Below are 26,276 nucleotides of genomic sequence, written 5' to 3' on the forward strand. Positions count from 1 at the left end.
CATGAACTCGCAATGGCAAGATGCACATGTTGTTTCCAGCGAAATCATCGCTGCAGACATTCGACGAATAGAACTATCCCCGAAATTTGCGATTCCAGTAAAACCCGGCGAACATCTCAAGATCATGGTGCCCCTAAAAACTGGACAGGAAAAGAGATCGTACTCCATCGTTGACGCTCGTCACGACGGTTCGACTCTCGCCCTGAGCGTACTCAAAACCAGAAACTCCCGTGGAGGATCTGAGTTCATGCATACGCTTCGAGCTGGAGACACAGTTACTGTCTCCAGGCCGTCTCAGGATTTTCCTCTCCGCGTGGGTGCGCCTGAGTATGTACTTGTTGCCGGCGGAATTGGAATCACAGCGATCCGTTCAATGGCATCTTTATTAAAGAAATTGGGAGCAAACTACCGCATTCATTTCGCAGCACGCAGCCTTGATGCCATGGCTTACAAAGATGAGCTCGTGGCAGAACACGGCGACAAGCTGCACCTGCATCTAGATTCTGAAGGCACCACCATCGATGTCCCAGCATTGATCGAAACCTTAAACCCCCACACTGAGCTTTATATGTGCGGCCCCATCCGCTTGATGGATGCCATCCGGCGTGCATGGAACACCCGCGGACTTGACCCCACCAATCTGCGTTTCGAAACGTTTGGAAACAGTGGATGGTTCTCCCCAGAGGTTTTCCACATCCAAGTACCAGAGCTGGGGCTTCACGCCACAGTCAACAAGGATAAAAGCATGCTGGAGGCTTTGCAAAAGGCTGGGGCGAATATGATGTTTGATTGTCGAAAAGGCGAATGTGGTTTGTGCCAGGTTCGCGTCCTAGAAGTCGATGGCCAGGTTGATCACCGCGATGTGTTCTTCTCTGATCGTCAAAAAGAATCCGACGCAAAGGCATGCGCCTGCGTGTCTCGAGTAGTCTCCTCCCCTTCCTCGTCCCCAACCTCGACCATTACGGTCGCCCTCTCCTAAAGGAGCCTGGCATGGATATCCGCCAAACAATTAACGACACAGCAATGTCGAGATATCAGTGGCTCATTGTATTTATCGCAGTGCTGCTCAACGCACTGGACGGCTTTGATGTCCTCGCCATGTCTTTTACTGCGAATGCAGTGACCGAAGAATTTGGACTGAGTGGCAGCCAGCTTGGTGTGCTGCTGAGTTCCGCGCTGTTCGGCATGACCGCTGGATCTTTGCTGTTCGGTCCGATCGGTGACCGTTTCGGCCGTAAGAATGCCCTGATGATCGCGCTGCTGTTCAACGTGGTGGGATTGGTATTGTCCGCCACCGCGCAGTCCGCAGGCCAGTTGGGCGTGTGGCGTTTGATCACTGGTATCGGCATCGGCGGAATCCTCGCCTGCATCACAGTGGTGATCAGTGAGTTCTCCAACAACAAAAACCGCGGCATGGCCATGTCCATCTACGCTGCTGGTTACGGCATCGGCGCGTCCTTGGGCGGTTTCGGCGCAGCGCAGCTCATCCCAACATTTGGATGGCGCTCCGTGTTCGCAGCCGGTGCGATCGCAACTGGTATCGCCACCATCGCTACTTTCTTCTTCCTGCCAGAATCCGTTGATTGGCTGAGCACTCGCCGCCCTGCGGGCGCTCGCGACAAGATCAATTACATTGCGCGCCGCCTGGGCAAAGTCGGTACCTTTGAGCTTCCAGGCGAACAAAGCTTGTCGACGAAAAAAGCCGGTCTCCAATCGTATGCAGTGCTCGTTAACAAAGAGAACCGTGGAACCAGCATCAAGCTGTGGGTTGCGTTCGGCATCGTGATGTTCGGCTTCTACTTCGCCAACACCTGGACCCCGAAGCTGCTCGTGGAAACCGGAATGTCAGAACAGCAGGGCATCATCGGTGGTTTGATGTTGTCCATGGGTGGAGCATTCGGTTCCCTGCTCTACGGTTTCCTCACCACCAAGTTCAGCTCCCGAAACACACTGATGACCTTCATGGTGCTGTCCGGCCTGACGCTGATCCTGTTCATTTCCTCCACCTCTGTTCCATCCATCGCGTTTGCCAGCGGCGTTGTCGTGGGCATGCTGATCAATGGTTGTGTGGCTGGTCTGTACACCCTGTCCCCACAGCTGTACTCCGCTGAAGTACGCACCACTGGTGTGGGCGCTGCGATTGGTATGGGTCGTGTCGGTGCGATTTCCGCGCCACTGCTGGTGGGTAGCCTGCTGGATTCTGGCTGGTCCCCAACGCAGCTGTATGTTGGTGTGGCAGTGATTGTTATTGCCGGTGCAACCGCATTGATTGGGATGCGCACTCAGGCGGTAGCCGTCGAAAAGCAGCCTGAAGCCCTAGCGACCAAATAGGGCCGCGATTCCTAGCATGCCCAGCAGCGCTAGGAACGTGGTGAGGAAGACCGTATCGCGGGCGACGATCTCGCCCTTGCGGTACGTCGCCGCGTAGTTGTACACATTCTGCGCGGCGGGCAGCGCCGCCAAAATAACAGCGGCGTAGAGGTAATCGCCCTCCAGACCAAACGCCTTGGCGATCAGCCAAGTGATGGCGGGCATACCCACAATTTTTATCGCAGTAGCAGTAAGAACGCTGGGGCGATCCGCCTTGGAAGCCAGCACGTTGGTTGAAGGCAATGATGCGCCGAAGCTCATCAGAATCAACGGAATGGATGCGCCGCCCAAAATGATGGTGGGTTCCATGACTGCGGCTGGCAGCTGAATTTCTAACAGACACACGATCAGGCCCGCGATAGAGGCCAACACAATTGGGCTGAGCAGTGAACCTTTCACCGCGGCCCATATTTTTTGCCCGCGCGAGCCTTTCACATCACCAGAGGTCAGCGCGGCCAGGATCATGGGCGCGAAAATCACCATCTGCATGACTAGAATCGGTGCCACATATGCTCCTGTTCCCAGCACATAGATAGACACCGGCAGGCCAATGTTGTTGGAGTTCACATAGGCAGAAGCCGCAGCTCCTGTTGCTGTGGTGGCTATATCTTTCTTAAAGAAAATCGCCGAAATCACGCAGTACACAGCCGCTGTGACGATGGTGGCCACAAACGTCACCACGATCACCGGTGAGATCAACTCGCTGGGATCTGATTGGGCAACGACATTGAAAAGCAGCGCTGGGGTGGCCGCATAAAAAGCAATGCGGTTTAACACCAAGCGCTGTTTGTCATCATTGATGACCCCCAGCTTTGCCAGAAGAAATCCAACGCCGATAACCGACAGGATGATGGCGAAGCCGGTGATAACTCCTGCCAACTACGCGGTCTTTTCTTCTGCGACAGCTTCCAACATCTCTGGTTCGGCTTCGCCCCTGGCGACGGCACCGTTGATGATGACTTCGCCGACGTCTTCGCGGTCTGGGAGATCATACATGATCGGAACCAGGATCTCTTCCATGATCGCGCGCAGGCCACGGGCGCCAGTTTTGCGCTCGAGTGCCTGATTAGCGATTTCTTCCAGAGCATCATCAGTAAAGGTCAACACAGCGTCATCCATTTCAAACAGACGTTGATACTGCTTCACCAATGAGTTACGAGGCTCCGTGAGAACCTTGACCAGAGATTTCTGATCCAGGTTGGATACGGTGGCAACGACTGGCAGACGCCCAATGAATTCTGGGATGAGACCAAACTTCACCAGGTCCTCAGGGCGGACATCCTTGAAGATATCCACAATGTTGGCTTCTTCCTTCTTGGAAGAGACCTCCACACCGAAGCCCAACCCCTTTTTGCCATTGCGGTCTGCGATGACCTTCTCCAGACCAGAGAACGCACCAGCAACGATGAACAAAATGTTGGTGGTATCCAGCTGGATGAAATCCTGGTTGGGGTGCTTGCGTCCTCCCTGCGGTGGGATTGCGGCGACAGTGCCTTCCAAAATTTTCAGCAGTGCCTGCTGCACGCCTTCACCGGAAACATCGCGAGTGATCGATGGGTTTTCAGACTTGCGGGAAATCTTGTCCACTTCATCGATGTAAATGATGCCGCGCTGTGCACGTTCCACATCAAAATCAGCAGCCTGAAGCAGCTTGAGCAAGATGTTTTCCACATCCTCGCCCACATAACCAGCCTCGGTCAGTGAGGTGGCATCCGCGATAGCAAAAGGAACATCCAGCAGCTTTGCCAAAGTCTGGGCAAGGAAAGTCTTGCCGGAGCCAGTGGGACCGAGCATCAAAATATTGGACTTAACCAGTTCGGTTTCAGGCTCGTCATTCCTGCGACGACCGATGGTTTCCGATGCACGGAGACGCTTGTAATGGTTGTACACCGCAACCGACAGGATACGTTTTGCTGGGTCCTGCCCGATGACATAGGTATCAAGGAAGGCTGAGATCTCCGACGGCTTGGGGAGCTCATTACGCTCCTGCTCGTCGTGCTGAGCTTGACCGAGTTCTTCTTCAATAATCTCGTTGCACAGCTCAATGCACTCATCACAGATATATACGGCGCCACCCGCGATGAGTTTTTTTACCTGCTTTTGGCTCTTTCCGCAGAAGGAACATTTGAGCAGATCGGCGCTTTCCTGCATACGTGCCATTAGACTGTGAGACCCGCTTCCACGATTGAAAAGATTTACTGCGTACAACTCTAACCAACAATATTGGCAATGGGTTGTTCCATCTTAGCGCTTTACCTGTGAACTCTGCAGAGCGGTACGCTTAAGCTAATGAATCCCGAATTTATTCACGGCGCAACCGAAATTGAAACCACAGACAGGGGCCTTCGCCCGCATCGACTCAGCAAAGAAATAGTAGAACGCTACTGTGATCCCCAGTTTAGCGCGATGGAACGCCAACCATCGGGCGTGCGCGTTGTGTGTCGCACCACCGCCACCTCCGTCACGCTGACCACGCATTCCACGCGGGTGGTGTACCTCGATTCCGGCCGGCCGGGCGGCAAGATTGATGTGCTTATCGACGGCGCCCCCACATCTTCCACGCCAACCTCCGGGGGCGAGACCACGGAAGTCAATTTCATCACCGGCGCCACGGAGCGGCGCCTGAAAGATCCGCAGGTGCTCACAGTGGATGGACTTTCAGAGCAGGAAAAGGTGGTGGAGTTCTGGCTGCCTCACAATGAAGAAATTGAAGTGATCTCTCTTAAGGCCAACGCAGCTTTAAACACTGTCGAAGACACCCGTCCCGTGTGGATCAATTACGGCAGCTCCATTAGCCACGGTTCGGTTGCCACTGCCCCAGCCAAAATTTGGCCAGCCATTGTTGCCCAGTCCAAAAACTACAACCTGCGTAACTTCGGTTTTGGTGGCAGCGCCATGTTGGATCCTTTTATGGCGAGGCTGATCAGGGATACTCCAGCTGATCTGATCACCTTGGAAATTGGCATCAATATTGTCAATGGTGATGTGATGCGTCGCCGCGGACTAGAGGCTGCTGTGGATGGGTTCATCAATACCATCCGCGATGGCCACCCCACCACGCCGATCAAGATTGTGTCGCCGTTCTACTGCCCCATTCATGAGAAAACTCCAGGACCCGGCGCGTTTGATACCTCATCGTTTGGCAGTGGTCAGATTAGGTTCATCGCCACTGGTGAACCTGATGAGCATGGTCGACTGACGCTGGAGATGGTGCGTGAGGTGTTGGAGGGGTTCGTCGAAAAGCAAAAAGACCCGCACCTGACCTACGTCGATGGTGCGAGCCTTTATCAAGAAGGCGATGCGCCGTTGCTGGATAATTTGCACCCAGACGAGGCGTCGCACGCCTTAATTGCGCAGCGTTTGCTTAAGCAACTTTGAAATCGGCTTCGGTGATTTCGCGGAGTTCCTCAACGGTGACACCATCGGCGCACTCGATGAGCGTGAGGCCTTCTTCAGGGTCCACAGAGAACACAGCGTGGGTGGTGACAATCATGTCCACGCACTTCGCGCCAGTCAGTGGGAGGCGACACTCCTTAAGGATCTTCGGAGCGCCCTTCTTGGTGATGTGATCGGTCATGGCGATGATCTTGGATGCGCCGTGCACCAGGTCCATTGCGCCACCCATACCCTTGACCAGCTTGCCGGGAATCATCCAGTTGGCCAGGTCGCCGTACTGGGAGACTTCCATAACGCCCAAGACTGCAACGTCGACAGACTTGGAGCGGATCATGGCGAAAGAATCAGAAGAGGAGAAGTAGGATGCGCCAGGTGCGACCGTGATGGTTTCCTTGCCGGCGTTGATCAGCTCAGGATCAAGTTCCTCTTCAGTTGGGTAAGGTCCAACGCCCAGCACACCGTTTTCGGAGTGAAGGATAACCTCTAGTCCCTCAGGCAGGTAGCCGGGGATAAGTGTCGGCATTCCGATGCCGAGGTTGACGTACTGGCCGTCTTCAAGTTCCTGGGCAACGCGGGCTGCCATTTGGTTATGATCCCAAGTCATTAGTTAGACACCGTCCTGTTTTCGATTCCGGTTTCCTGCGGTCCAACGTGGACGACGCGGTTGACGTAAATTCCTGGCAGATCGATCTCATCTGGGTGGAGTTCGTCTACAAAGTGCTCGACCTGAGCAATGGTGATCTTGCCGCTCATTGCTGCATCTGGGTTGAAGTTCTGCGCGGTCTTGCGGAACACCAGGTTGCCAAAGCGATCTGCTTTGTGTGCGTGCACGAGTGCGTAATCGGCGCGGATGCCCTCTTCCATGACGTAGAGCTGGCCGTTGAATTCGCGGGTTTCCTTTGGCTGGGACACCACGGCGACGGTGCCGTCGGTGTTGTAGCGCTGTGGGAGTCCGCCTTCTGCGACCTGGGTGCCCACGCCTGCGGTGGTGTAAAACGCAGGGATGCCGGCGCCACCTGCGCGGAGGCGTTCAGCCAAGGTGCCCTGCGGGGTGAACTCGACGGTGAGTTCTCCTTCCAGGTACTGGCGTGCATATTCCTTGTTGGAGCCAAGGTAGGAGCCGATGGACTTGGAGATCTTCTTATCCAAAAGCAACAGTCCGAGGCCGAAACCGTCGGTGCCTAGGTTGTTGGAAATGATGGTCAGATCGCCTGCGCCTTGTTCGCGGAGGGCGAGGATCAATGCAGTGGGGATGCCCACGAGGCCGAAACCACCAACGGCGATGGACGCACCGTCTGGGATATCGGCCACCGCTTCAGCAGTGGAAGAAATGCTCTTGTTAATCATGTGAGACATGCTAACGTAATGTTCATCATATGCACAAGGGTTCGCAATGCGAACAAAAAGAGGAGTTGATGGGATGGTCGAACAATCGCCAGATTTCGTACAATCATTTGCCCGCGGCTTATCTGTGATCCGAAGTTTCAGCGCAGATAATCCATCGCAAACACTGTCCGAAGTCGCCAGCCAAACTGGACTCTCAAGGGCCACCGCTAGGCGCTTTCTCCACACCTTGACCGACCTTGGATATGCGGTAAACAACGATTCCCGGTTCCAGCTCACACCACGTGTTTTGGAGCTTGGAGCAAGCTACCTTTCCGCATTATCCCTGCCTGCGATCGCGCAGCCCCGCCTGGAGGTACTCTCCCGCCAGGTCGGCGAATCAAGCTCCATGTCCGTACTCGACGGCACTGACATCATCTACGTTTGCCGCGTTCCGGTGCGCCGCATCATGACGGTGAACATCACCATCGGCACCCGTTTCCCTGCGTACGCCACCTCCATGGGACGCGTCATGCTGGCCAACCTTCCCGAAGAAGAATTGGATGAAATGCTGGCGGCGGCACCCCCTGAACAGTTGACCACCCGGTCACTGACCTCCATCGCCTCAATCCGGGAAGAGATCATTGCTACCCGCGAAAGGGGGTGGTCATTGGTGGATCAGGAGCTCGAGCCGGGCCTGCGTTCGCTCGCGGCGCCGATCACCAATGCCCAGGGCGAAGTGGTTGCTTCCATCAATGTGTCGACCCAATCGGCATCACATTCGGTGGAAGATATCCGCAAGCTGGTGCTGCCGCAGCTTTTAGAAACGGCTCAAGCAATTTCGACAGATCTCTCTGCACTCTAAATTAAGGATCAAAAAATGAACCCTCAAGATATTGTCATCTGTTCCCCATTGCGCACCCCAGTTGGTGCTTACGGCGGATCCTTCACCGGCGTCCCTGTTGAAGAATTGGCCACCACCGTGATCAACGCGATCGTTGAGGCAACCGGCATCACCGGCGACGATGTGGACGATCTGATCCTCGGCCAGGCATCCCCCAACGGTGCGGCTCCAGCACTGGGCCGTGTTGTTGCTCTAGATTCCAAGCTTGGCCAAAACGTTCCAGGCATGCAGCTTGATCGCCGCTGTGGTTCCGGCCTGCAGGCAATTGTCACCGCTGCTGCACACGTTGCATCCGGTGCTGCTGATCTGATCATCGCAGGTGGCGCGGAATCCATGAGCCGCGTTGAGTACACCGTGTCCGGCGATATCCGTTGGGGTGTCAAGGGCGGCGACATGCAGCTTCGTGACCGCCTTGCAGAAGCACGCGAAACCGCTGGCGGACGCAACCACCCGATCCCTGGTGGCATGATCGAGACCGCTGAGAACCTGCGTCGCGAATACGGCATCTCCCGCGAGGAGCAGGACAAGATCTCCGCAGCGTCCCAGCAGCGTTGGGGCAAGGCTGCTGATGCGGGGCTTTTCGACGACGAGATCGTGCCAGTCACCGTCCCTGCCAAGAAGCGCGGCCAGGAGCCAACCATCGTTTCTCGTGACGAGCATGGTCGACCAGGAACAACCGTCGAAAAGCTTGCTGCTTTGCGCCCCATCATGGGCCGCCAGGATGCGGAAGCAACCGTCACCGCTGGCAACGCGTCCGGCCAAAATGATGGCGCTGCTGCCGTCATCGTGACCACTCGCGCCAAGGCCGAGGAGAAGGGCCTACGCCCAGTCATGCGTTTGGCTGGCTGGTCTGTGGCTGCTGTTCCCCCAGAGACCATGGGTATTGGACCTGTTCCTGCCACCAAGAAGGTCCTGGATCGTTTGGGCCTTACCCTGGAGGACATCGGCGCGATCGAACTCAACGAAGCTTTCGCAGCTCAGGCACTGTCTGTGCTGAAGGAATGGAACATTTCTTGGGAAGATGAGCGCGTCAACCCACTGGGTTCCGGTATTTCCATGGGACACCCAGTCGGTGCCACCGGTGCTCGCATGGCAGTAACCTTGGCTCACCGCATGCAGCGTGAAAACACTCAGTACGGACTGGCCACCATGTGCATCGGTGGCGGCCAGGGGCTTGCAGCTGTCTTTGAAAAGGAGAACTAAGAATGGCTATTTTGCACAGCGTTTCCTACGGAACTTCCGACAACACCTTGGTGTTCATTGGCTCGTTGGGTTCCACCACCGACATGTGGCTGCCACAGCTGGATGCCTTGCATAAGGATTTCCGCGTCATCGCTGTTGATCACCGCGGACATGGTCTGTCTGAACTCATCGAAGGCACCCCCACTGTGGCGGATCTGGCGCAGGATGTGCTGGATACCCTCGATGACCTGGGTGTCGGAAACTTCGGCGTCATCGGACTATCCCTCGGCGGAGCGGTTGCACAATACTTGGCGGCCACCTCTGATCGTGTCACCAAGGCAGCATTCATGTGTACCGCTGCAAAATTCGGCGAGCCCCAGGGCTGGCTAGATCGCGCCGCAGAGTGCCGCGAAAACGGCACTGGTTCTCTGTCCGAAGCTGTGATCCAGCGCTGGTTCTCCCCCACTTGGTTGGAGAACAACCCAGCGTCCCGCGAGCACTTCGAAGCCATGGTTGCCGGCACCCCATCTGAGGGTTACGCGCTGTGCTGCGAGGCGTTGGCGACCTGGGATTTCACCGATCGTCTGGGAGAAATCGCCGTGCCAGTGCTCACCATCGCAGGTGCCGATGACCCCTCCACTCCTCCAGCAACCGTGCAGATCATTGCCGATGGCGTTGGAGGCGAGTCCCGCGCAGAGGTCCTAAGCCCAGCCGCGCACGTACCAACCGTGGAACGTCCAAACGAGGTAAATGAACTGCTAGCACAGCATTTCGCTTAATGTTGTAGGCATGTTCACAACCAGTCTCCTGCCCCGTCGTCAGTTGTTGCTTAGGCGTTTACTCGCTGAGTTCACCACTGATCGGCGGGGCAGGTTTCTTGTTGTCACCGGCCCGCACGGCGTGAACAAAGAGCATTTCACCAGGGAGTTCGCCGCCGAGTTGGGGGAATTTGAGGTCAACCCGTTCCTCAAGAAACGTCCCCGCGCAAGCATCGTGGTTGTGGATGATGTCCATTTGGCCGACAAGGACGCCATCCAAAAAACACTCAATTTGGTGCACACCAAAGGGCTCACCGTACTCGCCACCGCACCGCACCGTATCCCCGGCGCCACCGACCTGCTAGCCTTGCCGCCGCTCACAGTCCCGGAAACCGCGCTGCTCGCGCGCCAAATCGTCGGCCACTGCACACCCACCACCGCCCACCGCCTCAACGACGCTGCGGGTGGGTTGCCACAACTGATCAGAGAGCTTCTCGACGCGACCCCCATCGATCACTGGTCCAACGATCGGCCTACTCTCACGCTGCCAGAGCACTGGGTGACAGACATCGACATTAAGAACCCTGTACTTCGGGAAGTCGCCTCCCATCCCTTCTTCGATGGCTGCCCGATCGGAGATTTAGATGCCGATGCCTTTGTGGAGGACGGCACCCTCATTCACGAAAACGGGACTTTAAGATTCCGCAGCCCTGAGGAACGCACCTTGGTTCGGGCTTCTACTCCCCCATCGATGGCAAGAAGCCCGCGGGAGTGGGAATCGACGGAGGGAGGCGTCGATAAGCTAATTGCTGCAGGAAACCTGCCCCTGGCCCGACTGCATGTAGAGGAACTACCCCGTGCCGATGAGCAGCGCGCATTTTTGGCGCTGTACGGCGGGCAGTCGTTTGAGGCGGCCTCGGCGTCGCCGTTTTATGCGCTGGCCACCTGGAATCCGGAGGCGTTGCGGGGCGATCCGACCTTCGATATGTTCGCCGATGCGCTAGACACTGGGCATTACAGGGAAGTCCCGCGTCCGGATTCCCCTGAAGAAAGCCAGATCCACGATTTCATCAGCGGCTGGCTGGCGTTGGTTTACGATGATCCCCTCACCGCCCGCCGTCTGCTCTCCAGGAGGGGCCCCTCCGATTTGGTGGGACTGTGGCAGTCGGCGTTTTTGGCGCGAGCGCACTACGTGCTGGGAGAATTCCAAGAAGCCTCCGCCGTTGTCGAACGCGGCCTAGCCACCGGCGACCGCACCGGAGCCTCCCTACTCGAACCCGTGCACCTGTGGACCGGCGCCCAAGTCGCAGCCATGACTGGGCGCACCGAATTGGCCAACCACTATTTACAGCGCCTGACCGTGCCCGACGATGCGTTCCTCATCCAAAAACTCAGCGCATCCATGGGCAAATTGATCACCGCATCCATGACCTCAGACACCCGCGCAGCAACCTTGGCCGGCGACCGCATGGCGTCGGTCGTATACACCACCAATACCCAGCAGCCCGGATTTTGGGCCTGGGAAGACATGTATGCGATCTCATTGATCCGAACGGGACGCATCGACGCCGCAGCCTCCGTCATGGATGGCATCCCTGACTCCACCATCCCCTCGCTGCGTGCCCGAAATTTGGTGCCCCAAGCAAACATCGAAATCCAACGAGGCTCCACAGCGCGAGGCGTAAAAATGCTCTCCGAAGCCGTCGACCTCATTTCCTCCGTCAACATGCCAGCATATGAAGCCCGCATCCTCTTCGAATACGGGCTGGTTCTGCGACGCATGGGCAGGCGCAGCCAAGCAGCCGAAATGTTCACCCACGCCGAAGAAGTCTTCACCGCCATGGGTGCGGTCACTCTGGCTGCCCGCTGCCACGGCGAACGACGAGTCGCAGGCGTTGGTCCACGCAGATCAGCGCAGGGACTCACCCCTCAAGAGGAACAAATCACTGCGCTGGTTGTCGACGGCTGCTCCAACCAAGAAGTCGCCCGTGAGCTTTCCCTCTCCGCCAAAACGGTGGAATATCACCTCACGAGGGTGTACAAAAAGCTCGGGGTGAGCTCCCGTGGAGAGCTTCGAGAATTACTGAAGGTCTGACACAGCGTTGTTCAGCAGCTTGAAACCATGGTTGGAGTTCGGCACACCCGCATACACCGCAGTGTGCAGGATGACCTCGCCGATGGTTTCCTGATCCACGCCAGCGCGCAGAGCAGCACGAATGTGCATGTCCAACTCGCCGTCGTTGCCCACCGCGGTCAAAATCGCGATGGTGAGCAGGCGACGCTGAGTGTGATCAAGACCTGGACGTTCCCAAATATCGCCCCACGCTGTGCGAGTGATGAAATCCTGAAACTTCTCAGTCACCTCAGTAGTGTTCGCCACGGCGCGATCCACATGGGCATCTCCCAGTACCTCGCGGCGGTTTTTCATTCCGGTTTCATAGCGATCCATTAACTGCGTCCTTTTCCATAAATTTCTAGTGCCCGCTCCGCCAAATCTTCGGCGTGCCCGGTTGGTCCATTGACGCGACTTGCCATCACATCAACGTTGACGGTGATGCCATCGATGCTGGTTGCAGCCCTGCTCACTGCTGAGTGAGTGACAGCAGCCAACTCGCGCAGCGTTGCCCACTCCGCGTGCCAGCTGCCGGTGCCGCGCTGCAAACGGCAGTCGAGGGCGTCGAAAAGCGTTGCAAGAAGGCCAGGTGCCCGGCGCGCGTAACCGTCGCACGCAATCGCAGCGGCCGGATTGGCTTTGTGGGGCATCGCGGAGCTGCCGCCGGGGGATTTCTCCCGCAGCTCGCCGACCTCGGTTTGTGAGTAAAACACCACGTCACCAGCAATTTTGCGTACCACACCAGCGGCCGTTGCCAGTGCCGACGCGATCGCGGTGATCGGCGTGCGATCGGAATGCCACACCCACTGCGGATCAAAAAGGCCCAACTCCTCGGCCAGCTTCGCCTGAATCTCGAAGCCGCGCGGGTGCACCGCCGTCATATTTCCGCTGGCACCGCCATACGACACCGGAAACTCCAGCGCCTCCAGGGCGCGTGCCGCATTGTCCACCGCAACCAGCCAGCCGCCGGTCAGCGCGCCGAACGTCGTCGGCGTCGCGATCTGCCCCAACGTGCGCCCCATGATCGGCGTTGCTTTATGCTCCGCGGTGAGCTCGGCCAAATCTCGCGCAAGCTTTTTAAGCTTATCGACGACCTCCCCCACCCCTTCCTTCATGCACAGCATTAACGCAGAATCAATGATGTCCTGGCTCGTTGCGCCAATGTGGATGCCTGCCGGATTGATGGCCTTGAGGTCAGTGACCAGCGGAATGAGCGGATTACCGCCCTCGGCTGCGCGACGGGAAAGCTCCTCCACATCCAACTGATAAGTATCAATGGTGGCCTTCGCCATTGCTGCGTGCTCGGGGGCAGCTGCAACCGCCAAAGCGGCCTCCACGACAAGAAGATTCTTTAGGAAAGTCTCGTCGGAAAGGCTGCTGAGGTGTTCTCCACTACCAGCAAGGTCGGAGTATAAAGATCGGGTCAATTTAGAGTCCAAAAAATGGGGTTTCGTTGTCTTCAGCCTGGACAGTGATGTCGAAGCGGAATCCATCATCGGTCTTTTGAGCCACCAGGAGGTCACGTCGATCAGCTGGGACCACAGCTAAAACTGGGTCGGTGCTCAAATCGGCGTCTGGCAGGTATGCGCGAGTGTACAGACGCTCCAGCATGCCACGGGCGAACACACCAACCTTGAAGTGTGGTGCCTCATCTGCGAATGCTCCCGGAACCAAAGTGGTGAACGTTGCCTCACCCTGCGTGTTTGCCATCGCGCGACCAAGCCCACGGAAGCCATCTGCGGTTGCTGGTGCTGTGCGGTTTGGATCCAAATCAGAGTTGTGGATGCCTTCTGGATCGGCCTGCCACAGTTCAAACATGGCATCCGCGATGGGGTCGCCGTTGCCATCAGTTGCGGAAACAGTAAAGGACACCGCGCCTTCCGAACCTGGCTCCACGAGATGCTCCGCACCTTCAAGGGTCAAACCGATGTGGACGTAAGGACCCACAGTCTGTGAAGGAGTGATGCCGAACTCGGCTTCGTTCTGATCGACGATATTCGACTGCTCGTAGCGGAACTCGCCGTTCTTCCCTGTATCAATCATTACAAAACCCTTTACTCGAATGGGGTGGCGTTGCGGCCACGAAGGACGATGTCGAACTTGTAACCAAGCGCGAAGTTTTCACGGGTCTCGTCATAGTCGAACGTTGCGATCATGCGCTCACGTGCCCCCTTTGGCACTGCGTTGTAGATCGGATCCTGGAAGAACAGTGGATCGTTCGGGAAGTACATCTGGGTGACCAGACGCTCCGTAAACTGACGACCATAGAGCGAGAAGTGAATGTGCGCCGGGCGCCATGCGTTGTGGTGGTTACCCCAAGGGTAATTACCTGGCATAACGGTCCAGAAGTGGTACTGGCCGTCCTTGTCGGTGAGAGTACGTGCAACACCGTTGAAGTGTGGATCCAGTGGCGCTGGCCAGGAGTCATTCTTGTGGCGGTAACGGCCTGCGGCGTTTGCCTGCCATGCCTCGACCAAGGTGTGCGGAACTGGCTTGCCATCGAAACCGAGGACACGGCCGTGAACGAAGATGCGCTGGCCGATAGCCTCGCCACCGTTCACCTTGGTCATGTCGTTGTCGATGTCTCCCAAGTCGCGGTCGCCGAAGACAGGTCCCGTGGACTCGCCGAGGCGACTAGGAACCATGATGAGATCGTTGCTTGGGTTGCGCTTGATGGTGGTCCGGTACTCCGGGAAGTGCAGTGGGGAGTATTCGCCTCCCGTCGGGGCGAAGTGTGGGATGTCCATGCGAGACCTTTCTGCGTCTAGTGATATAGATCTCAAAGTAGGGATGATTGAGGCCGTTGACAAGCAGTTCGCGGGGCGAACATGTCAGATCGCGCGCGAACATTCGCCACCAGCGCAAACCCCGAAGGTCAGGGGTTAACTAGGGGTGTGCATAAGGGTTTAGTCATCCAATACCTCGAGTGAACTGCGGAGCTTTTCAAAAGTCTTCTCCATCCGTGCTTCCAGAGTCTGCCCCCACTGCCCCGTGGGCATCTCTTGTGCCAACGGTCCGACAGGTTCGGTTACCACTGTGCGATTGCACGGCCCAATCCAGGCGACCCGACCCATGGAATCAATCGCCGCCTGGATGCGCCCATCAGTCTTCATATTGTGATGATGCGCGCAGAGGCACTGCAAGTTCCAGGCCACAGTCAACCCACCCTCACCGAACGGGATCACGTGATCGATCTGACAGTTGTCGGCAGACACCGTGCAGCCCGGATGCCTACAGGTGCCGTCCCGCCCCATCACATAAAGGCGTAGCTCGGGACTTGGGGTGTAGCCATTTTCGACACGGGTGGCGATCGTATCCAGGTCAATGACCTTCGAGGCAGTCTTACCCAGCTTCCGGGACTCCTCTTGACTCAGGAATCCCACCCCCGGAATCCAGGACACGCCACCCACCAGGGGCGTGTATACCGCGCTGACGATTTTCACTTTGGTCCGCCCCGCCAGGAAGGTGGCCAGGGCCCGCGCGAGGTCCTCACCCTTCTGTTTCACCTTTTCCAGAGCTTTTTGGAACAGCTTGCCGGTGACACCGTCAATATTTCCACTGATGTACGTACGCCCGTCCACGTGCCGGAAAGTCAAGGTGCCATCACTCCCCTTTGGCCCACGCTTCTTTCCTGTGAAGGTTGGGTCCAGCTCCTTGATCCAGCGAGTAATCAGCCCTGCAAGTGCGGAGGCTTCCATCAGTGCCTGGCCAGCAATGCGCGGTGTCAGCTTCTCCGCAATGCGATGGTCCAACTCATCCCACAACCCCGGTTTAGCCTGCTTGACTGCCTGCATAATGCGGGCCAGGTACGGAATCCGAACGTGGAAGTGAGTTTCTACCACCACTCTTAAAATGGGCAGCTTCATTAAAGCCCACATGGCGTTAATAGCCTGGTTGATAAAGTGCTTGGATTCCCCCGTGACGGTTTTCAGCTCCATAACAAGAGTGCTAGCGTCCGCCTCTGGGTTTGAGATCAGCAAAGTCCAGCGCTGGATCTCCATTTGCGCCATGGTGAAGTTGATGTGACTCTCTGGATTACTTGGGTCCTGATGGCTGAAGTATGACATTTCCATGCCCCCTAATGGTTTAAATTTCCCCTTTTTAACTCATTAGCACCCACCCTAACCGCACAAATCAAAACAAACAAGTGTTCTAACAAATATTTGTTCTAATTCTTGAGAATAAAGAAACCGCCCTACCGAAACTTCAGGTAGAGCGGTTAGAACCTCAACTATCCCTTGAGGTAATACTCCAGAGCATTGGGGTGTTTTGCCAGTGGAGTGATCTTGACATTCATGTATTTGAACATCGGAAAGCCACTAAGAATTGCATGCAGCTCGTCGTGGTCATCGACATCGAAAATAGAGTAATTTGCATACTCGCCGACGACTCGCCAGATTGCCTTCATGATTCCACGGGATTGCAGGTCTCCGGAGTAGGCCTTTTCCTTAGCCTGGAAATCTGCCATCACATCGGCGTCCATAGAATCAGGAAAGACGACGTCCATGCGTGCTAGAAACAGCATCGATAATTCTCCTTATTTACGGGTGTAGAAGTTGACTTTGTCCATGTCCACATCGACGCCCAAGCCTGGACCTTGTGGAATAGCGACCTGGCCGTCTTTGTACTCAAATTCTTGGACAATATAGGTATCTTTGAGCAGCTGTGGACCGAACAGCTCGGTGCCGTAGGTAATTGCCTTGGTCGACGCCACGAACTGCAGGGATGCTGCGGTTCCGATAGGGCCTTCCAGGCTGGTCGCGCCGTGGCAGGCCAGCCCGCCAGCTTCCGCGATGGCAGCGATCTTCTTGGATTCCAGCAGGCCACCATGCTTTGTGGTCTTCAGTGCAATAACGTCCGCAGCCTGAGCCTTCACAACTGCGAGAGCTTCCGCCGGAGTCCACACGGATTCATCTGCCATGACAGAGACGTTGGTGCGGCGGGTGATTTCGCGCAGGGTTTCCAGGTCGTCGGCCGGGGTGGGCTGCTCGAACAGCTCGACGCCAGCCTCCGCGAGAATCGGCAGGTAATGCAGAGCAGTGCGGCGATCCCAACGCGCGTTGATGTCAATGCGCAGAGATACGCGGTCGCCAACCTCGCGCGCCAATTCTGCTACACGGCGAGTATCTTCCGCAGGATCGCCAGCACCCATCTTCAACTTGAAGGAACGGTTACCAAACTCCTCGATGCGCTCTTCAATTTCCGCCACCGCAACATCAAGCGGCAAAACGCCCAGCGCCCAGGTGACATCCACCCTGTCGCGCACGGTGCCACCAAGCAGGTCGCGGACGGGCACATTGAGGCTGCGTGCCCAGGCATCATGCATTGCGACGTCAACAGCCGCCTTGGCATAACGCGCACGTGCAACAACACGCTCAAGGTCTGCCATAATTCCTGCAAGCTCGGAGACAGCACGGCCGATGAGCACTGGGGCGAGGTAGCCGTCGACAAGCGCCTTCATGGTCTCAACCGACTCGCCGCCCCACCATGGACCGCCGGGCACAACGCCCTCACCGTAGCCGATGACGCCGTTTTCTAAGTGCACGCTGACCAGCAGAATGTGCTGCTCGGTGGAGGTGGTAGTTGCGAAGCCGTGTGGACGAATGAGGGGCACGTCGAGGATACGGGATTCGACTTTTTGGATGGTTAAATCAGACAATTTTTCTATGGCTTTCTGGTTAAGTGGGAAAAGTCCCGCCACAAGATGTGGTCGGGACTTCAATGCTAGCTAGGTAGAAAAACTAGTCTTCCTTATCCAGAACGAATGGGTAGTGAACGTGGTTACCATCCTCGCCAGTCTCAGGGTGCAGGATCAGTTCTGGCTTCACAGCGGTTGCAACGTCGTTTTCGACCCACTCGCCACCCTCGAAGTAAAGCTGGGTGGTGATGGTGCGGTAGCCCGGGTGGGAAACGCGCAAGTGGAGGTGGGCTGGGCGCCATGGGTGTCCACCATAGGACTCGATGAACCAACCGGTTGGGCCATCATGAGGGATCTGGTAAGGCGCAGGCTGCAGGGTCTTGATCTTGTAGCGGCCTTCCTCATCGGTAACGATGGTGCCACGCAGGTTCCACTCTGGGATTCCAGGCGCGAACTGGGAGTAGTATCCGTCCTCATCTGCGTGCCAGAGCTCAACTTCTGCTCCGTCAAGACCGTTGCCGTCGAGGTCAGTAACCTGCCCCTCGAAGATCAGTGGGGTGCATGCGCGATCCTTGTCACGCATTGGCATTTCAGCATCCCAAGGAAGCTTCGGAGAGTTCTCTACGTAATAAGGGCCTTCGATGGAACCCTTGGTTCCGGTGTAGTCGTGGCGGTTGTAGTTGATCTCTTCGATCTCATGCTCAACGAAAACGTCCAACCACAGTGGCCACTCGCCGTATTCTCCAACGTCGATCATCCACTGCTTGAGCACTGCGTACTCTTCGTAGGTGACTTCGTGCTTGTGAGCAACCTGGGCGATCGCCGCGAGCAGATCTACGTAGATCGCGTTTGCGCGTTCCTTGGAGGTATCGGAGGAAACGCGGTTTGCCTTGAACTTGTCAGTTGCCTTGTTGCCCGAATCGTGGGCTGTTGGATCAACGATCTGTTCAGCTGAAGTCATGTCATACTCCTAAAGACTTTGGGGGTGAAGTAGGGGGTGCGAGTCGGATCACTGCCTAGCGGAAAAATCTTTGTGATCGGTTGAACTCGATAACAACACTGTGGCCTGAATCATCGAATCCGTCAACATCCCAAAAACCTTAAAAACAATAAGGGAACCTTTAGAAGTATAAATTTTTCCCCATAACCCCACTTCAAGCACACAAACAGCCCGTCAATTTACATCATGCGAACACCTACCCCCGAGCAAACCCTAGGAATTCCCCTAATGTGATTCACTTCATTGATCAGGCACTGTTGGTCATACGCCACCGACACTGCGGAATTGCTCGCAAATGTCACACACCGCTTCAAAGCAAAAACGAAAACGACATCGCGGTGGCAAAACCAACTTCTTTTCACTCTCTTGGAGGTTCACATGTCCACACCAGTTTCAAATTTGGAAAGCGTTCAGAAAACTCTGGACCATGCGCTTGAGGACCGCCCTGATGAGGGAATCGTCCGCGTCAACCGCAACATCTTCACCGACCCTGAGATCTTCGAGCTGGAGATGCGCCACATCTTCGAAGGCAACTGGATCTACCTGGCTCACGAGTCCCAGATCCCTAACGCTGGCGACTACTTCACCACCTACATTGGCCGCCAGCCGATCATGATCACCCGTTCCAAGGACGGCACACTCAACTGCCTGATCAACGCGTGTTCTCACCGTGGCGCCATGCTCTGCCGTCGCAAGACTGACAACCGCACCACCTTAACCTGCCCATTCCACGGCTGGACATTCAGCAACGACGGCGCACTGCTCAAGGTCAAGGACGAAAAAGAAGGCGCCTACCCAGAAAACTTCCGCACCGACGGCTCCCACGATCTTCGCCGCGTGCCTAAGTTCGAGTCCTACCGTGGCTTCCTCTTCGGCTCCCTCAACGATGATGTCGTTTCTTTGGAAGAGCACCTCGGCGACACCCGCACCGTCATTGACATGCTGGTTGACCAGTCCCCAGAAGGCCTCGAAGTACTGCGCGGATCCTCCACCTACACCTACGACGGCAACTGGAAGCTCCAGACCGAAAACGGTGCAGACGGCTACCACGTTTCCTCCACCCACTGGAACTACGCTGCAACCACCTCCCGCCGTGGCACCGGTGAATCCGCGAACGAAACCAAGGCAATGGACGCTGGTACCTGGGGCAAGCAGGGTGGCGGATACTTCTCCTACCCTTACGGCCACATGCTGCTGTGGATGTGGTGGGGCAACCCAGAAGACCGCCCACTGTTCGAGCGCCGCGACGAGTTCAAGAAGGAATTCGGCGAAGAAAAGGGCGAGTTCATGGTTGGTGCTTCCCGCAATCTGTGCCTCTACCCCAACGTTTACCTGATGGATCAGTTCTCCTCACAGATCCGCCACATCCGCCCAATCTCTGTTGATCAGACCGAAGTCACCATCTACTGCATCGCACCTAAAGGCGAGTCCGCAGAAGCACGTGCGAACCGCATCCGCCAGTACGAGGACTTCTTCAACGCAACCGGCATGGCAACCCCAGATGACCTGGAGGAATTCCGCTCCTGCCAGAAGACCTACCAGGCATCTGCCTTCCCATGGAATGACATGACCCGCGGTTTGGGCCACCAGGTACAGGGGCCAAACGAGGTTGCCAAGGGCCTAGGCATGAACGAAGTTCTTTCCTCCGGAGCACGCACCGAAGATGAAGGCCTCTACCCAATCCAGCACGGCTTCTGGCATGAACTCATGCAGGACGCTGTGAATAAGCAGAGCATCAAGGAAAAGGAATTGGCTGACGATACCGCTTCTTCCCTTGCCACCGTAGCTGCAGCCAAAATCCGTGAGGAAGCAAAGGCAGCGGCGAAGTCCGACGCTGGAGAGCCTCGCCGCCGTCGTCGCACCCGCGGTTAGACGTCGAAAAGCAAAAAATCTTTTAAGGAGAACACCTAAATGTCTGAAATCACCCGCTCTGAGATCGAAGCTTTCCTCTACTACGAGGCTCGCCTGCTCGATGACCGTAAATTTGAAGAATGGCTCGAATGCTACCGCGAGGACGCCGAGTTTTGGATGCCAGCCTGGGACGACAACGGTGAACTGACCGAAGATCCACAGTCTGAAATTTCCCTCATCTACTACCCAAACCGTGGTGGACTTGAGGACCGCGTCTTCCGCATCCGCACCGAACGCTCCTCTGCAACTTCCCTACCTGAACCACGCACCGGCCACAACACCACCAACGTGGAAATCCTGGAGCGCCGCGACGGCGAAGTAGATATCCGCTTCAACTGGATCACCTTCTACTACCGCTACAACACCACCGACACCTACTTCGGCACCACGTTTATCACCCTTGATGTCAGTGGTGAAACCCCGAAGATCGTCAAGAAGAAGGTCGTTTTGAAGAACGACTACATCCACCACATCGTCGATATTTACCACGTCTAGGAGGCACTCACATGACTCACCAAGTTGCACTTGCCTTTGAAGACGGCATCACCCGATTCATCGACTGCGAAGATGACCAAACTGTTGCAGATGCTGCCTACCAGGCACGCATCAACATTCCTTTCGACTGCCGCGACGGCGCCTGCGGAACCTGCAAAGCGTTCTGCGAATCCGGCGACTTTGACGAAGGCGACTACATCGACGACGCCCTGTCCGAAGATGAAGCGGCCGACGGCTACTGCCTGCCTTGCCAGATGACCCCAAAGACCGACCTCATCTTGCAGATCGCCACCACCTCCGTGCTGGCAAAGACCGGCGCATCCACTTTCGATGGCGAATTGAAAGAGATCAACCACTTCTCTGATTCCACCATCGGCATTGAGATCGAGCTGGAAAACCGTCAAGATTTGGCGTTCCTCCCTGGTCAATACATGAACATCCAGGTTCCAGGCAGCGACCAGACTCGTTCCTACTCTTTCTCCTGCGCTCAAGATTCCGGCAACGTGCAGTTCCTGATCAAGGTAACCCCAGGTGGACTCATGACCACCTATCTCACCGATCACGCGAAGGTCGGCGACAAGCTCACCTTGACCGGCCCGATGGGTTCCTTCTTCCTGCGTGAACCTGTCCGCCCGATCCTGCTGCTCGCCGGCGGAACTGGACTTGCACCGATCTTGGCTATTTTGGAAAAGCTTTCCCGCGATGAGCTTCTCGACGTCCCAATCCGCCTGGTTTACGGCGCGAACTTCACCCACGATCTGGTGGAATTGGATCGACTTGATGCCTTCAAGGACAAGTTCGACTTCGATTACATCACCGTGCTTTCCGACAAGGACACCGAGCATCCACGCAAGGGCTACGTCCCAGCACACCTGACCGGCGAATATGAGCCAGATGAGGACACCGATGTGTACCTCTGCGGCCCTCCTCCAATGGTCGAGGCCGTGCGCCAATTCCTGGGCACCCTGGAGCATCCTCCGCTGGACTTCTACTACGAGAAGTTCACTTCCGCCGCTGCCCCTGCTGCTGGTAAGCCAGAGATCACCGTGGAGACCAGCGAAGTTGCAGAGGATTTCAACCTGGTCGAGGTGTCCACTCCAGGCATGTCTTCCGGCGAGGTGCACTCTTCTGCAACCCAGCTGCAGGCCCGCATGGCTCTGGAGCTCGGCGCGCTGGAGCTTGCGATCAACAAACTCGGCGAGCGCGACATCGAGCGATTCCGCAACCTGGCCGACATCGCGAACTCCTTCATCGACGGCGATAAGTTTATCGACGCGGTGAAGTTCACAGAGGCCAACGCCGATTTCCACGAGTTCCTCTTCCGCCGCGCAAACAACGAGGCGCTGCTTGCGGCGTACCAGAACCTCCAGGTTGTTCAAGAAATGAACGCGACCCTTCCGGGCGCCGAGTGGATTGATCCAGCAATTGCCACCGAGCACTTGGCGCTTGTCGACGCCGTCTCCCAGAATGATCTCGAGACCGCGAGAACAATCATTCGTGAACACGCGGAGCACGGCATTGACACTATGGTTAAGGCCCTCGAGAAATGAGCGCGCCAGTAGGACAAGGCATCGAAGGTCGCCCCACTCACGTCACCCCGGAACGCTTCTTTGGCCAGGGTGTTGTGGTGACCGGAGCGGCTCAAGGCATCGGCATGGCAGTGGCACACCGCATCGCACATGAGGATGGCAACCTAGTGTTGGTGGACCGTTCCCCGCTGGTGCATGAAGTTGCCGAAGAGCTGCGTAAAGCAGGCGCCGGAACGGTGGATTCTTTCATCGCCGATCTGGAAACCTTTGAAGGCGCAACTGATGCTTTGGAATTTGCCGGGCAGAAGTTGAAGAACCTTGATGTGGTGATCAACAACGTTGGTGGCACCATCTGGGCGAAGCCTTATCAGGAATACTCTGAGGAAGAGATCCGCAAGGAAATCAACCGAAGCCTCTTCCCCACTTTGTGGATGTGCCGGGCAGCGTTGCCGATCCTGATCGGAAATGGTGGCGGAACAATCGTTAACGTGTCCTCCATCGCGACCGGTGGTATCAACCGCGTTCCTTATGCGGCTGCGAAGGGTGGAGTCAACGGCATTGTTTCTGCCATGGCCCGCGAAGCTGCACCGCATAATGTGCGCGTGGTGGCAACGGCTCCTGGTGGCACGCTCGCTCCGGAACGTGCCGTCAAACGAGGCCCCGGACCAGAGGGCGAATTGGAAGAAAAGTGGTATCAGCAAATTGTTGATCAAACCATTGATTCCAGTTTGATGAAGCGCTACGGCACCCTAGAGGAGCAGGCCGCGCCGATCTGTTTCCTCGCTTCTGAGGAAGCTTCCTACATCACTGGATCAGTCATGCCAGTCGGTGGAGGCGACCAGGGATAACCCTTGGTCAATCTTAGGGATTTGTACCTGTTTTTGCAGGTACAAGTCCCTTTTTTCGTCTAGTATTGATTTATGGTTGCCTCAGTCTCTTTCACCCCGTCATCGTCCCAAACGTTCCTACCGCGGGCGTCGATCATCGTGCAAGAAGTCAGCACACAGATCAAAAGATTAGAATCCGGCGAAGGCAAACTCTTCCACATCAGTGGCCAGCCCGGCGCGGGTAAAACAGAGTTCGGCATGCAGCTTATCGACGAGCTCCAGGGCTGGACCGTGGTGCGTGCCACTTCCCTGTCGTGGCTGAAAAACAGCCCCCGAAACCTCCTTGGACACATCGCCCATAAATTGGGTGCGCACTCCGCCAACTCCATCCGTGGTGTGATCGACCGTCTCGATGCCTCTACCGTGGTGATCGTTGACGATGTCCACTGGGCCGACGTGGAATCCATGCAAAAACTCATCGAATATTCCATGCGCATGGTTTCTGGCCGATTCGCACTCATCATGATTGGCCTCGACGAAGAAGAACTAGTTTTTCACGATGAAGTGGTCTCGCTCCCCTCCATCGCGGACTCCACCTACGTGCTGCCGCCGATGAGTATTGAAGAAATCCGCCAGCTTGCGCTTACCGATGTCCGCGGCCGCATCAGCGCCACCACCGCCACAGACATCCAGCGCATCACCGGCGGCATCTACGGGCGAGTCAAAGAAGTCCTCCACTCGGAATCCCCCGATCACTGGCGAATACCCAACCCAAATATTCCCATCCCACAAAGCTGGCATGCCAACCTGATCAGACGCATCACCAACGAAGAAGTCTGGCATGTACTACTCGCCGTCGCGGTCCTTCCCTCCGGAGGCCCCATTGACCTGGTAAAACTCCTAGGCAACGACCCCACGGGCATGCTTTGCGACGACGCCGTCCGCTCAGGCCTGCTCCGCGTGCTGCCGTCTGACGGCCAACCACAAGTGGATTTGGTCCGGCCGATTGACCGCGCCGTACTGCAATCACGCACTCCGCTCAACATTCTGGCGCAGTTGCACCACAAGGCAGCTGAATACTACGGCAAGTGGAATCAAACAGATGCCCAACTTGAGCACGAAGCATTTGCTGCAATTGATCCAAATGATCCAGCAGTGCGAGCCCTAGCGCAGCGCGGATATGCGTTGGGTAGGACTGGCCACTGGATGGAATCGGCACACGCCCTCTCTCTTGCCGCGAACCGCACTGCACACCAAGAAGAATCAAATAAGTACTTGCTGGAATCCATCGATTCACTAATCGCAGCCGCGGATCTCCCCCAAGCTCGATCCAGAGCATCCACCCTTGATCTTGGAGAAACCGGCATCCAACAAGATTCGATGCTTGGCTACCTTGCTATCCACGAAGGCCGGCGCTTAGAAGCACGCAACCTTCTTCATCGTGCCTCCGAGCAGGTGCTGGCGCAGCACCCGATTGATCCGATCCACGGCCCCCGCATGGCTCAGCGTAAGGTGCTGCTGAACTTAGTGGACTGGCAACCAGAAGACCTCCTGCTATGGGCCGAACGCGCCGTTGCATGGACCGATGAAGATGCTGGCGAGAAAATCGAAGCCCAGGCTATTTCCCTGATCGGACAGTCTATTCTTGATGGCTGCCTCCCTGAAGATAAGCCCATCCCCGGCGAAACTACCCTGCATGCACAACGCCGCCACATGGCGATGGGCTGGCTATCCATGGTTCACGATGATCCAGTAACTGCACGTCAAAAACTTGAACGCCGAACCTCCATCAACGGTTCAGAGCGCATCAGCTTGTGGCAAGACGGCTGGCTGGCCCGATCCCTACTGCTGCTCGGCGAGTGGGAGTCCGCAGCCCGCACCGTAGAAATTGGACTGGCACGCGCCGAACAGTTTGGCATCCGCTTCCTCGAACCACTGCTGCTGTGGACTGGCGCCACAATCGCAACCGCCCGAGGCAACTCTGATCTGGCGCGAAACTACATGAGTCGACTATCCACCGATCAAGACTCCTTCATCATTCAATCCATGCCCTCAGCCATGTGCCGCATGTGGGTACACCGCCACAGAAACGAAATCCCCGGTGCCATTGTGGCCGGTGAAAAACTAGAGAAACTCGCCTCCCAAAAACACGTCAACGCACCCGGATTCTGGCCCTGGCAAGACGTCCACGCAACGCATCTCATCCGCATCGGCGAAACTGAGCGCGCCCAGGAGTTAGTGAACTCCACGCTTGAGGAGCTCAGAGGCTCCGATATCATGTCTGCCCACGCAAAAATTGCCGTTCCCGACGCCATGTTGATGATCCACCACGGAGATGTGAAAAAGGGATTTAAGCGTTTCGACGACGCCCTCGATATGCTCGATCCCCTCACCCTCCCCTACTATCGGGCACGCATCTGCTTTGAATACGGCCAGGCCCTGAGACGCCAGGGGCAACGTCGACGTGCTGATGAACAATTTGCCCGTGCAGCTTCCCTATTCCAAGACATGGGCGCCGACGCGATGGTCACCCTAGCCAACCGAGAACGCCGGGTGGGTGGCCTTGGTCAACGATCCGAGCAAGCCGGTGGGCTCACCCCTCAGGAATATGAAATTGCCCGATTAGTGTCATCTGGGCATGCCAACCGAGAGGTCGCACAGGAGCTTTTCCTCTCGCCTAAGACCGTGGAATACCATCTCACCCGGGTGTACAAAAAGCTCGGAATACGCAATCGGATGGAACTTGCCGAGGCTTTGAAGAAGTACTCACACGACGCCTAGCAGCGGATATGTTTGCGGACAAGTATCCCCTAGATCTCTTTAGGGCTAT

The 26,276-nt window shown here is 56.5% G+C and carries 24 protein-coding genes; 12 read left to right on the forward strand and 12 right to left on the reverse strand.

From position 1 onward, the window contains the following. The first annotated feature begins 1 nt into the window (after position 1). Together KW808_RS11840 and KW808_RS11845 are read left to right on the forward strand one after the other, a co-directional pair. A complete protein-coding gene (locus KW808_RS11840; protein WP_499652132.1) occupies positions 2-979 on the forward strand; it encodes a PDR/VanB family oxidoreductase in 978 nt (325 codons plus the stop codon). A gap of 11 nt (positions 980-990) precedes the next feature. After that, complete coding sequence (locus KW808_RS11845; RefSeq protein ID WP_003859266.1) at positions 991-2,331, forward strand: MFS transporter; 1,341 nt, start codon at positions 991-993, stop codon at positions 2,329-2,331. Here the strand turns inward: KW808_RS11845 and KW808_RS11850 are convergent. Next, positions 2,317-3,249, reverse strand: coding sequence for an AEC family transporter (locus KW808_RS11850; RefSeq protein WP_003859264.1), 933 nt, complete (start codon positions 3,247-3,249; stop codon positions 2,317-2,319). The two genes, KW808_RS11845 and KW808_RS11850, sit on opposite strands and share 15 nt — an antisense overlap. Then, the gene (gene clpX, locus KW808_RS11855) at positions 3,250-4,530 is read right to left on the reverse strand and encodes an ATP-dependent Clp protease ATP-binding subunit ClpX (protein WP_003859261.1); all 1,281 of its coding nucleotides are present in this window, start codon (positions 4,528-4,530) and stop codon (positions 3,250-3,252) included. Positions 4,531-4,659: 129 nt separating this feature from the next. On the opposite strand from clpX, the gene KW808_RS11860 reads away from it, so the two are divergent. Next, complete coding sequence (locus KW808_RS11860; protein ID WP_003859259.1) at positions 4,660-5,748, forward strand: SGNH/GDSL hydrolase family protein; 1,089 nt, start codon at positions 4,660-4,662, stop codon at positions 5,746-5,748. Here the strand turns inward: KW808_RS11860 and KW808_RS11865 are convergent. Together KW808_RS11865 and KW808_RS11870 are read right to left on the reverse strand one after the other, a co-directional pair. Beyond that, positions 5,735-6,370 (reverse strand): CoA transferase subunit B, encoded by a 636-nt coding sequence (locus KW808_RS11865; protein ID WP_003859257.1) that lies wholly within the window; start codon positions 6,368-6,370, stop codon positions 5,735-5,737. The genes KW808_RS11860 and KW808_RS11865 overlap by 14 nt on opposite strands. After that, positions 6,370-7,113: a CoA transferase subunit A gene (locus KW808_RS11870; RefSeq protein ID WP_003859254.1), complete on the reverse strand. Its 744-nt coding sequence runs from the start codon at positions 7,111-7,113 to the stop codon at positions 6,370-6,372. Before KW808_RS11870 ends, KW808_RS11865 begins: the two co-directional genes overlap by 1 nt. Positions 7,114-7,186: 73 nt before the next feature. Between KW808_RS11870 and KW808_RS11875 the strand changes: the two genes are divergently transcribed. Genes KW808_RS11875 through KW808_RS11890 form a run of 4 tightly spaced genes read left to right on the forward strand, consistent with a single transcriptional unit; the run spans position 7,187 to position 12,028 of the window. Next, positions 7,187-7,954 carry an IclR family transcriptional regulator domain-containing protein gene (locus KW808_RS11875; protein ID WP_003859253.1) on the forward strand — a complete coding sequence of 256 codons (768 nt, stop codon included), beginning with the start codon at positions 7,187-7,189 and terminating at the stop codon, positions 7,952-7,954. A 15-nt stretch (positions 7,955-7,969) separates the two neighbouring features. After that, positions 7,970-9,196, forward strand: a complete 1,227-nt coding sequence (locus tag KW808_RS11880) for an acetyl-CoA C-acetyltransferase (RefSeq protein ID WP_003859251.1) — start codon at positions 7,970-7,972, stop codon at positions 9,194-9,196. A gap of 2 nt (positions 9,197-9,198) precedes the next feature. Beyond that, positions 9,199-9,954 carry a 3-oxoadipate enol-lactonase gene (gene pcaD / locus KW808_RS11885; RefSeq protein ID WP_003859248.1) on the forward strand — a complete coding sequence of 252 codons (756 nt, stop codon included), beginning with the start codon at positions 9,199-9,201 and terminating at the stop codon, positions 9,952-9,954. A gap of 10 nt (positions 9,955-9,964) precedes the next feature. Further along, the gene (locus KW808_RS11890; protein WP_003859246.1) at positions 9,965-12,028 is read left to right on the forward strand and encodes a LuxR family transcriptional regulator; all 2,064 of its coding nucleotides are present in this window, start codon (positions 9,965-9,967) and stop codon (positions 12,026-12,028) included. Here the strand turns inward: KW808_RS11890 and pcaC are convergent. From pcaC to catA, 8 genes are all read right to left on the reverse strand, one after another. Beyond that, entirely contained in the window at positions 12,014-12,382 is a 369-nt protein-coding gene (pcaC, locus tag KW808_RS11895; protein WP_003859243.1) for a 4-carboxymuconolactone decarboxylase, read from the reverse strand. The two genes, KW808_RS11890 and pcaC, sit on opposite strands and share 15 nt — an antisense overlap. Further along, complete coding sequence (gene pcaB, locus KW808_RS11900) at positions 12,382-13,473, reverse strand: 3-carboxy-cis,cis-muconate cycloisomerase (protein ID WP_034983864.1); 1,092 nt, start codon at positions 13,471-13,473, stop codon at positions 12,382-12,384. Before pcaB ends, pcaC begins: the two co-directional genes overlap by 1 nt. Position 13,474: 1 nt before the next feature. After that, complete coding sequence (gene pcaG, locus KW808_RS11905) at positions 13,475-14,089, reverse strand: protocatechuate 3,4-dioxygenase subunit alpha (RefSeq protein WP_003859239.1); 615 nt, start codon at positions 14,087-14,089, stop codon at positions 13,475-13,477. Between the two features lie 11 nt (positions 14,090-14,100). Next, the gene (gene pcaH / locus KW808_RS11910; RefSeq protein ID WP_003859237.1) at positions 14,101-14,793 is read right to left on the reverse strand and encodes a protocatechuate 3,4-dioxygenase subunit beta; all 693 of its coding nucleotides are present in this window, start codon (positions 14,791-14,793) and stop codon (positions 14,101-14,103) included. 159 nt (positions 14,794-14,952) lie between these two features. Continuing rightward, entirely contained in the window at positions 14,953-16,119 is a 1,167-nt protein-coding gene (locus KW808_RS11915) for an HNH endonuclease signature motif containing protein (RefSeq protein ID WP_003859235.1), read from the reverse strand. Between the two features lie 158 nt (positions 16,120-16,277). Continuing rightward, positions 16,278-16,571, reverse strand: coding sequence for a muconolactone Delta-isomerase (gene catC, locus KW808_RS11920; RefSeq protein WP_003859234.1), 294 nt, complete (start codon positions 16,569-16,571; stop codon positions 16,278-16,280). A gap of 12 nt (positions 16,572-16,583) precedes the next feature. Then, the gene (locus tag KW808_RS11925; protein WP_006287645.1) at positions 16,584-17,705 is read right to left on the reverse strand and encodes a muconate/chloromuconate family cycloisomerase; all 1,122 of its coding nucleotides are present in this window, start codon (positions 17,703-17,705) and stop codon (positions 16,584-16,586) included. An 82-nt stretch (positions 17,706-17,787) separates the two neighbouring features. Beyond that, entirely contained in the window at positions 17,788-18,645 is an 858-nt protein-coding gene (gene catA / locus KW808_RS11930) for a catechol 1,2-dioxygenase (protein ID WP_003859230.1), read from the reverse strand. 417 nt (positions 18,646-19,062) lie between these two features. On the opposite strand from catA, the gene benA reads away from it, so the two are divergent. The 5 genes from benA (at position 19,063) to KW808_RS11955 (ending at position 26,227) form a co-directional block, all read left to right on the forward strand. Beyond that, positions 19,063-20,556, forward strand: a complete 1,494-nt coding sequence (benA, locus tag KW808_RS11935; RefSeq protein WP_003859228.1) for a benzoate 1,2-dioxygenase large subunit — start codon at positions 19,063-19,065, stop codon at positions 20,554-20,556. 39 nt (positions 20,557-20,595) lie between these two features. Further along, a complete protein-coding gene (gene benB, locus KW808_RS11940) occupies positions 20,596-21,090 on the forward strand; it encodes a benzoate 1,2-dioxygenase small subunit (protein WP_003859227.1) in 495 nt (164 codons plus the stop codon). A gap of 11 nt (positions 21,091-21,101) precedes the next feature. Beyond that, entirely contained in the window at positions 21,102-22,640 is a 1,539-nt protein-coding gene (benC, locus tag KW808_RS11945; protein WP_003859226.1) for a benzoate 1,2-dioxygenase electron transfer component BenC, read from the forward strand. Continuing rightward, positions 22,637-23,467, forward strand: coding sequence for a 1,6-dihydroxycyclohexa-2,4-diene-1-carboxylate dehydrogenase (locus KW808_RS11950; protein WP_003859225.1), 831 nt, complete (start codon positions 22,637-22,639; stop codon positions 23,465-23,467). Before benC ends, KW808_RS11950 begins: the two co-directional genes overlap by 4 nt. A 72-nt stretch (positions 23,468-23,539) precedes the next feature. Continuing rightward, entirely contained in the window at positions 23,540-26,227 is a 2,688-nt protein-coding gene (locus tag KW808_RS11955; protein ID WP_046552192.1) for a helix-turn-helix transcriptional regulator, read from the forward strand. The last annotated feature ends 49 nt before the right edge of the window (positions 26,228-26,276 follow it).

The organism is [Brevibacterium] flavum (assembly GCF_019317305.1).
Taxonomy (GTDB): domain Bacteria; phylum Actinomycetota; class Actinomycetes; order Mycobacteriales; family Mycobacteriaceae; genus Corynebacterium; species Corynebacterium glutamicum.

What these genes read in the sequence shown, in the direction of transcription:
- benC (WP_003859226.1), top strand. Translation starts at nt 21,102, where the DNA reads ATGACTCACCAAGTTGCACTTGCCTTTGAAGACGGCATCACCCGATTC.
- pcaH (WP_003859237.1), bottom strand. Translation starts at nt 14,793, where the DNA reads ATGGACATCCCACACTTCGCCCCGACGGGAGGCGAATACTCCCCACTG.
- clpX (WP_003859261.1), bottom strand. Translation starts at nt 4,530, where the DNA reads ATGGCACGTATGCAGGAAAGCGCCGATCTGCTCAAATGTTCCTTCTGC.
- KW808_RS11950 (WP_003859225.1), top strand. Translation starts at nt 22,637, where the DNA reads ATGAGCGCGCCAGTAGGACAAGGCATCGAAGGTCGCCCCACTCACGTC.
- catC (WP_003859234.1), bottom strand. Translation starts at nt 16,571, where the DNA reads ATGCTGTTTCTAGCACGCATGGACGTCGTCTTTCCTGATTCTATGGAC.
- KW808_RS11890 (WP_003859246.1), top strand. Translation starts at nt 9,965, where the DNA reads ATGTTCACAACCAGTCTCCTGCCCCGTCGTCAGTTGTTGCTTAGGCGT.
- KW808_RS11860 (WP_003859259.1), top strand. Translation starts at nt 4,660, where the DNA reads ATGAATCCCGAATTTATTCACGGCGCAACCGAAATTGAAACCACAGAC.
- benA (WP_003859228.1), top strand. Translation starts at nt 19,063, where the DNA reads ATGTCCACACCAGTTTCAAATTTGGAAAGCGTTCAGAAAACTCTGGAC.
- KW808_RS11865 (WP_003859257.1), bottom strand. Translation starts at nt 6,370, where the DNA reads ATGACTTGGGATCATAACCAAATGGCAGCCCGCGTTGCCCAGGAACTT.
- KW808_RS11870 (WP_003859254.1), bottom strand. Translation starts at nt 7,113, where the DNA reads ATGATTAACAAGAGCATTTCTTCCACTGCTGAAGCGGTGGCCGATATC.
- benB (WP_003859227.1), top strand. Translation starts at nt 20,596, where the DNA reads ATGTCTGAAATCACCCGCTCTGAGATCGAAGCTTTCCTCTACTACGAG.
- pcaC (WP_003859243.1), bottom strand. Translation starts at nt 12,382, where the DNA reads ATGGATCGCTATGAAACCGGAATGAAAAACCGCCGCGAGGTACTGGGA.
- pcaG (WP_003859239.1), bottom strand. Translation starts at nt 14,089, where the DNA reads ATGATTGATACAGGGAAGAACGGCGAGTTCCGCTACGAGCAGTCGAAT.
- KW808_RS11845 (WP_003859266.1), top strand. Translation starts at nt 991, where the DNA reads ATGGATATCCGCCAAACAATTAACGACACAGCAATGTCGAGATATCAG.
- KW808_RS11955 (WP_046552192.1), top strand. Translation starts at nt 23,540, where the DNA reads ATGGTTGCCTCAGTCTCTTTCACCCCGTCATCGTCCCAAACGTTCCTA.
- KW808_RS11880 (WP_003859251.1), top strand. Translation starts at nt 7,970, where the DNA reads ATGAACCCTCAAGATATTGTCATCTGTTCCCCATTGCGCACCCCAGTT.
- pcaD (WP_003859248.1), top strand. Translation starts at nt 9,199, where the DNA reads ATGGCTATTTTGCACAGCGTTTCCTACGGAACTTCCGACAACACCTTG.
- catA (WP_003859230.1), bottom strand. Translation starts at nt 18,645, where the DNA reads ATGACTTCAGCTGAACAGATCGTTGATCCAACAGCCCACGATTCGGGC.
- KW808_RS11840 (WP_499652132.1), top strand. Translation starts at nt 2, where the DNA reads ATGAACTCGCAATGGCAAGATGCACATGTTGTTTCCAGCGAAATCATC.
- KW808_RS11875 (WP_003859253.1), top strand. Translation starts at nt 7,187, where the DNA reads ATGGTCGAACAATCGCCAGATTTCGTACAATCATTTGCCCGCGGCTTA.
- KW808_RS11915 (WP_003859235.1), bottom strand. Translation starts at nt 16,119, where the DNA reads ATGGAAATGTCATACTTCAGCCATCAGGACCCAAGTAATCCAGAGAGT.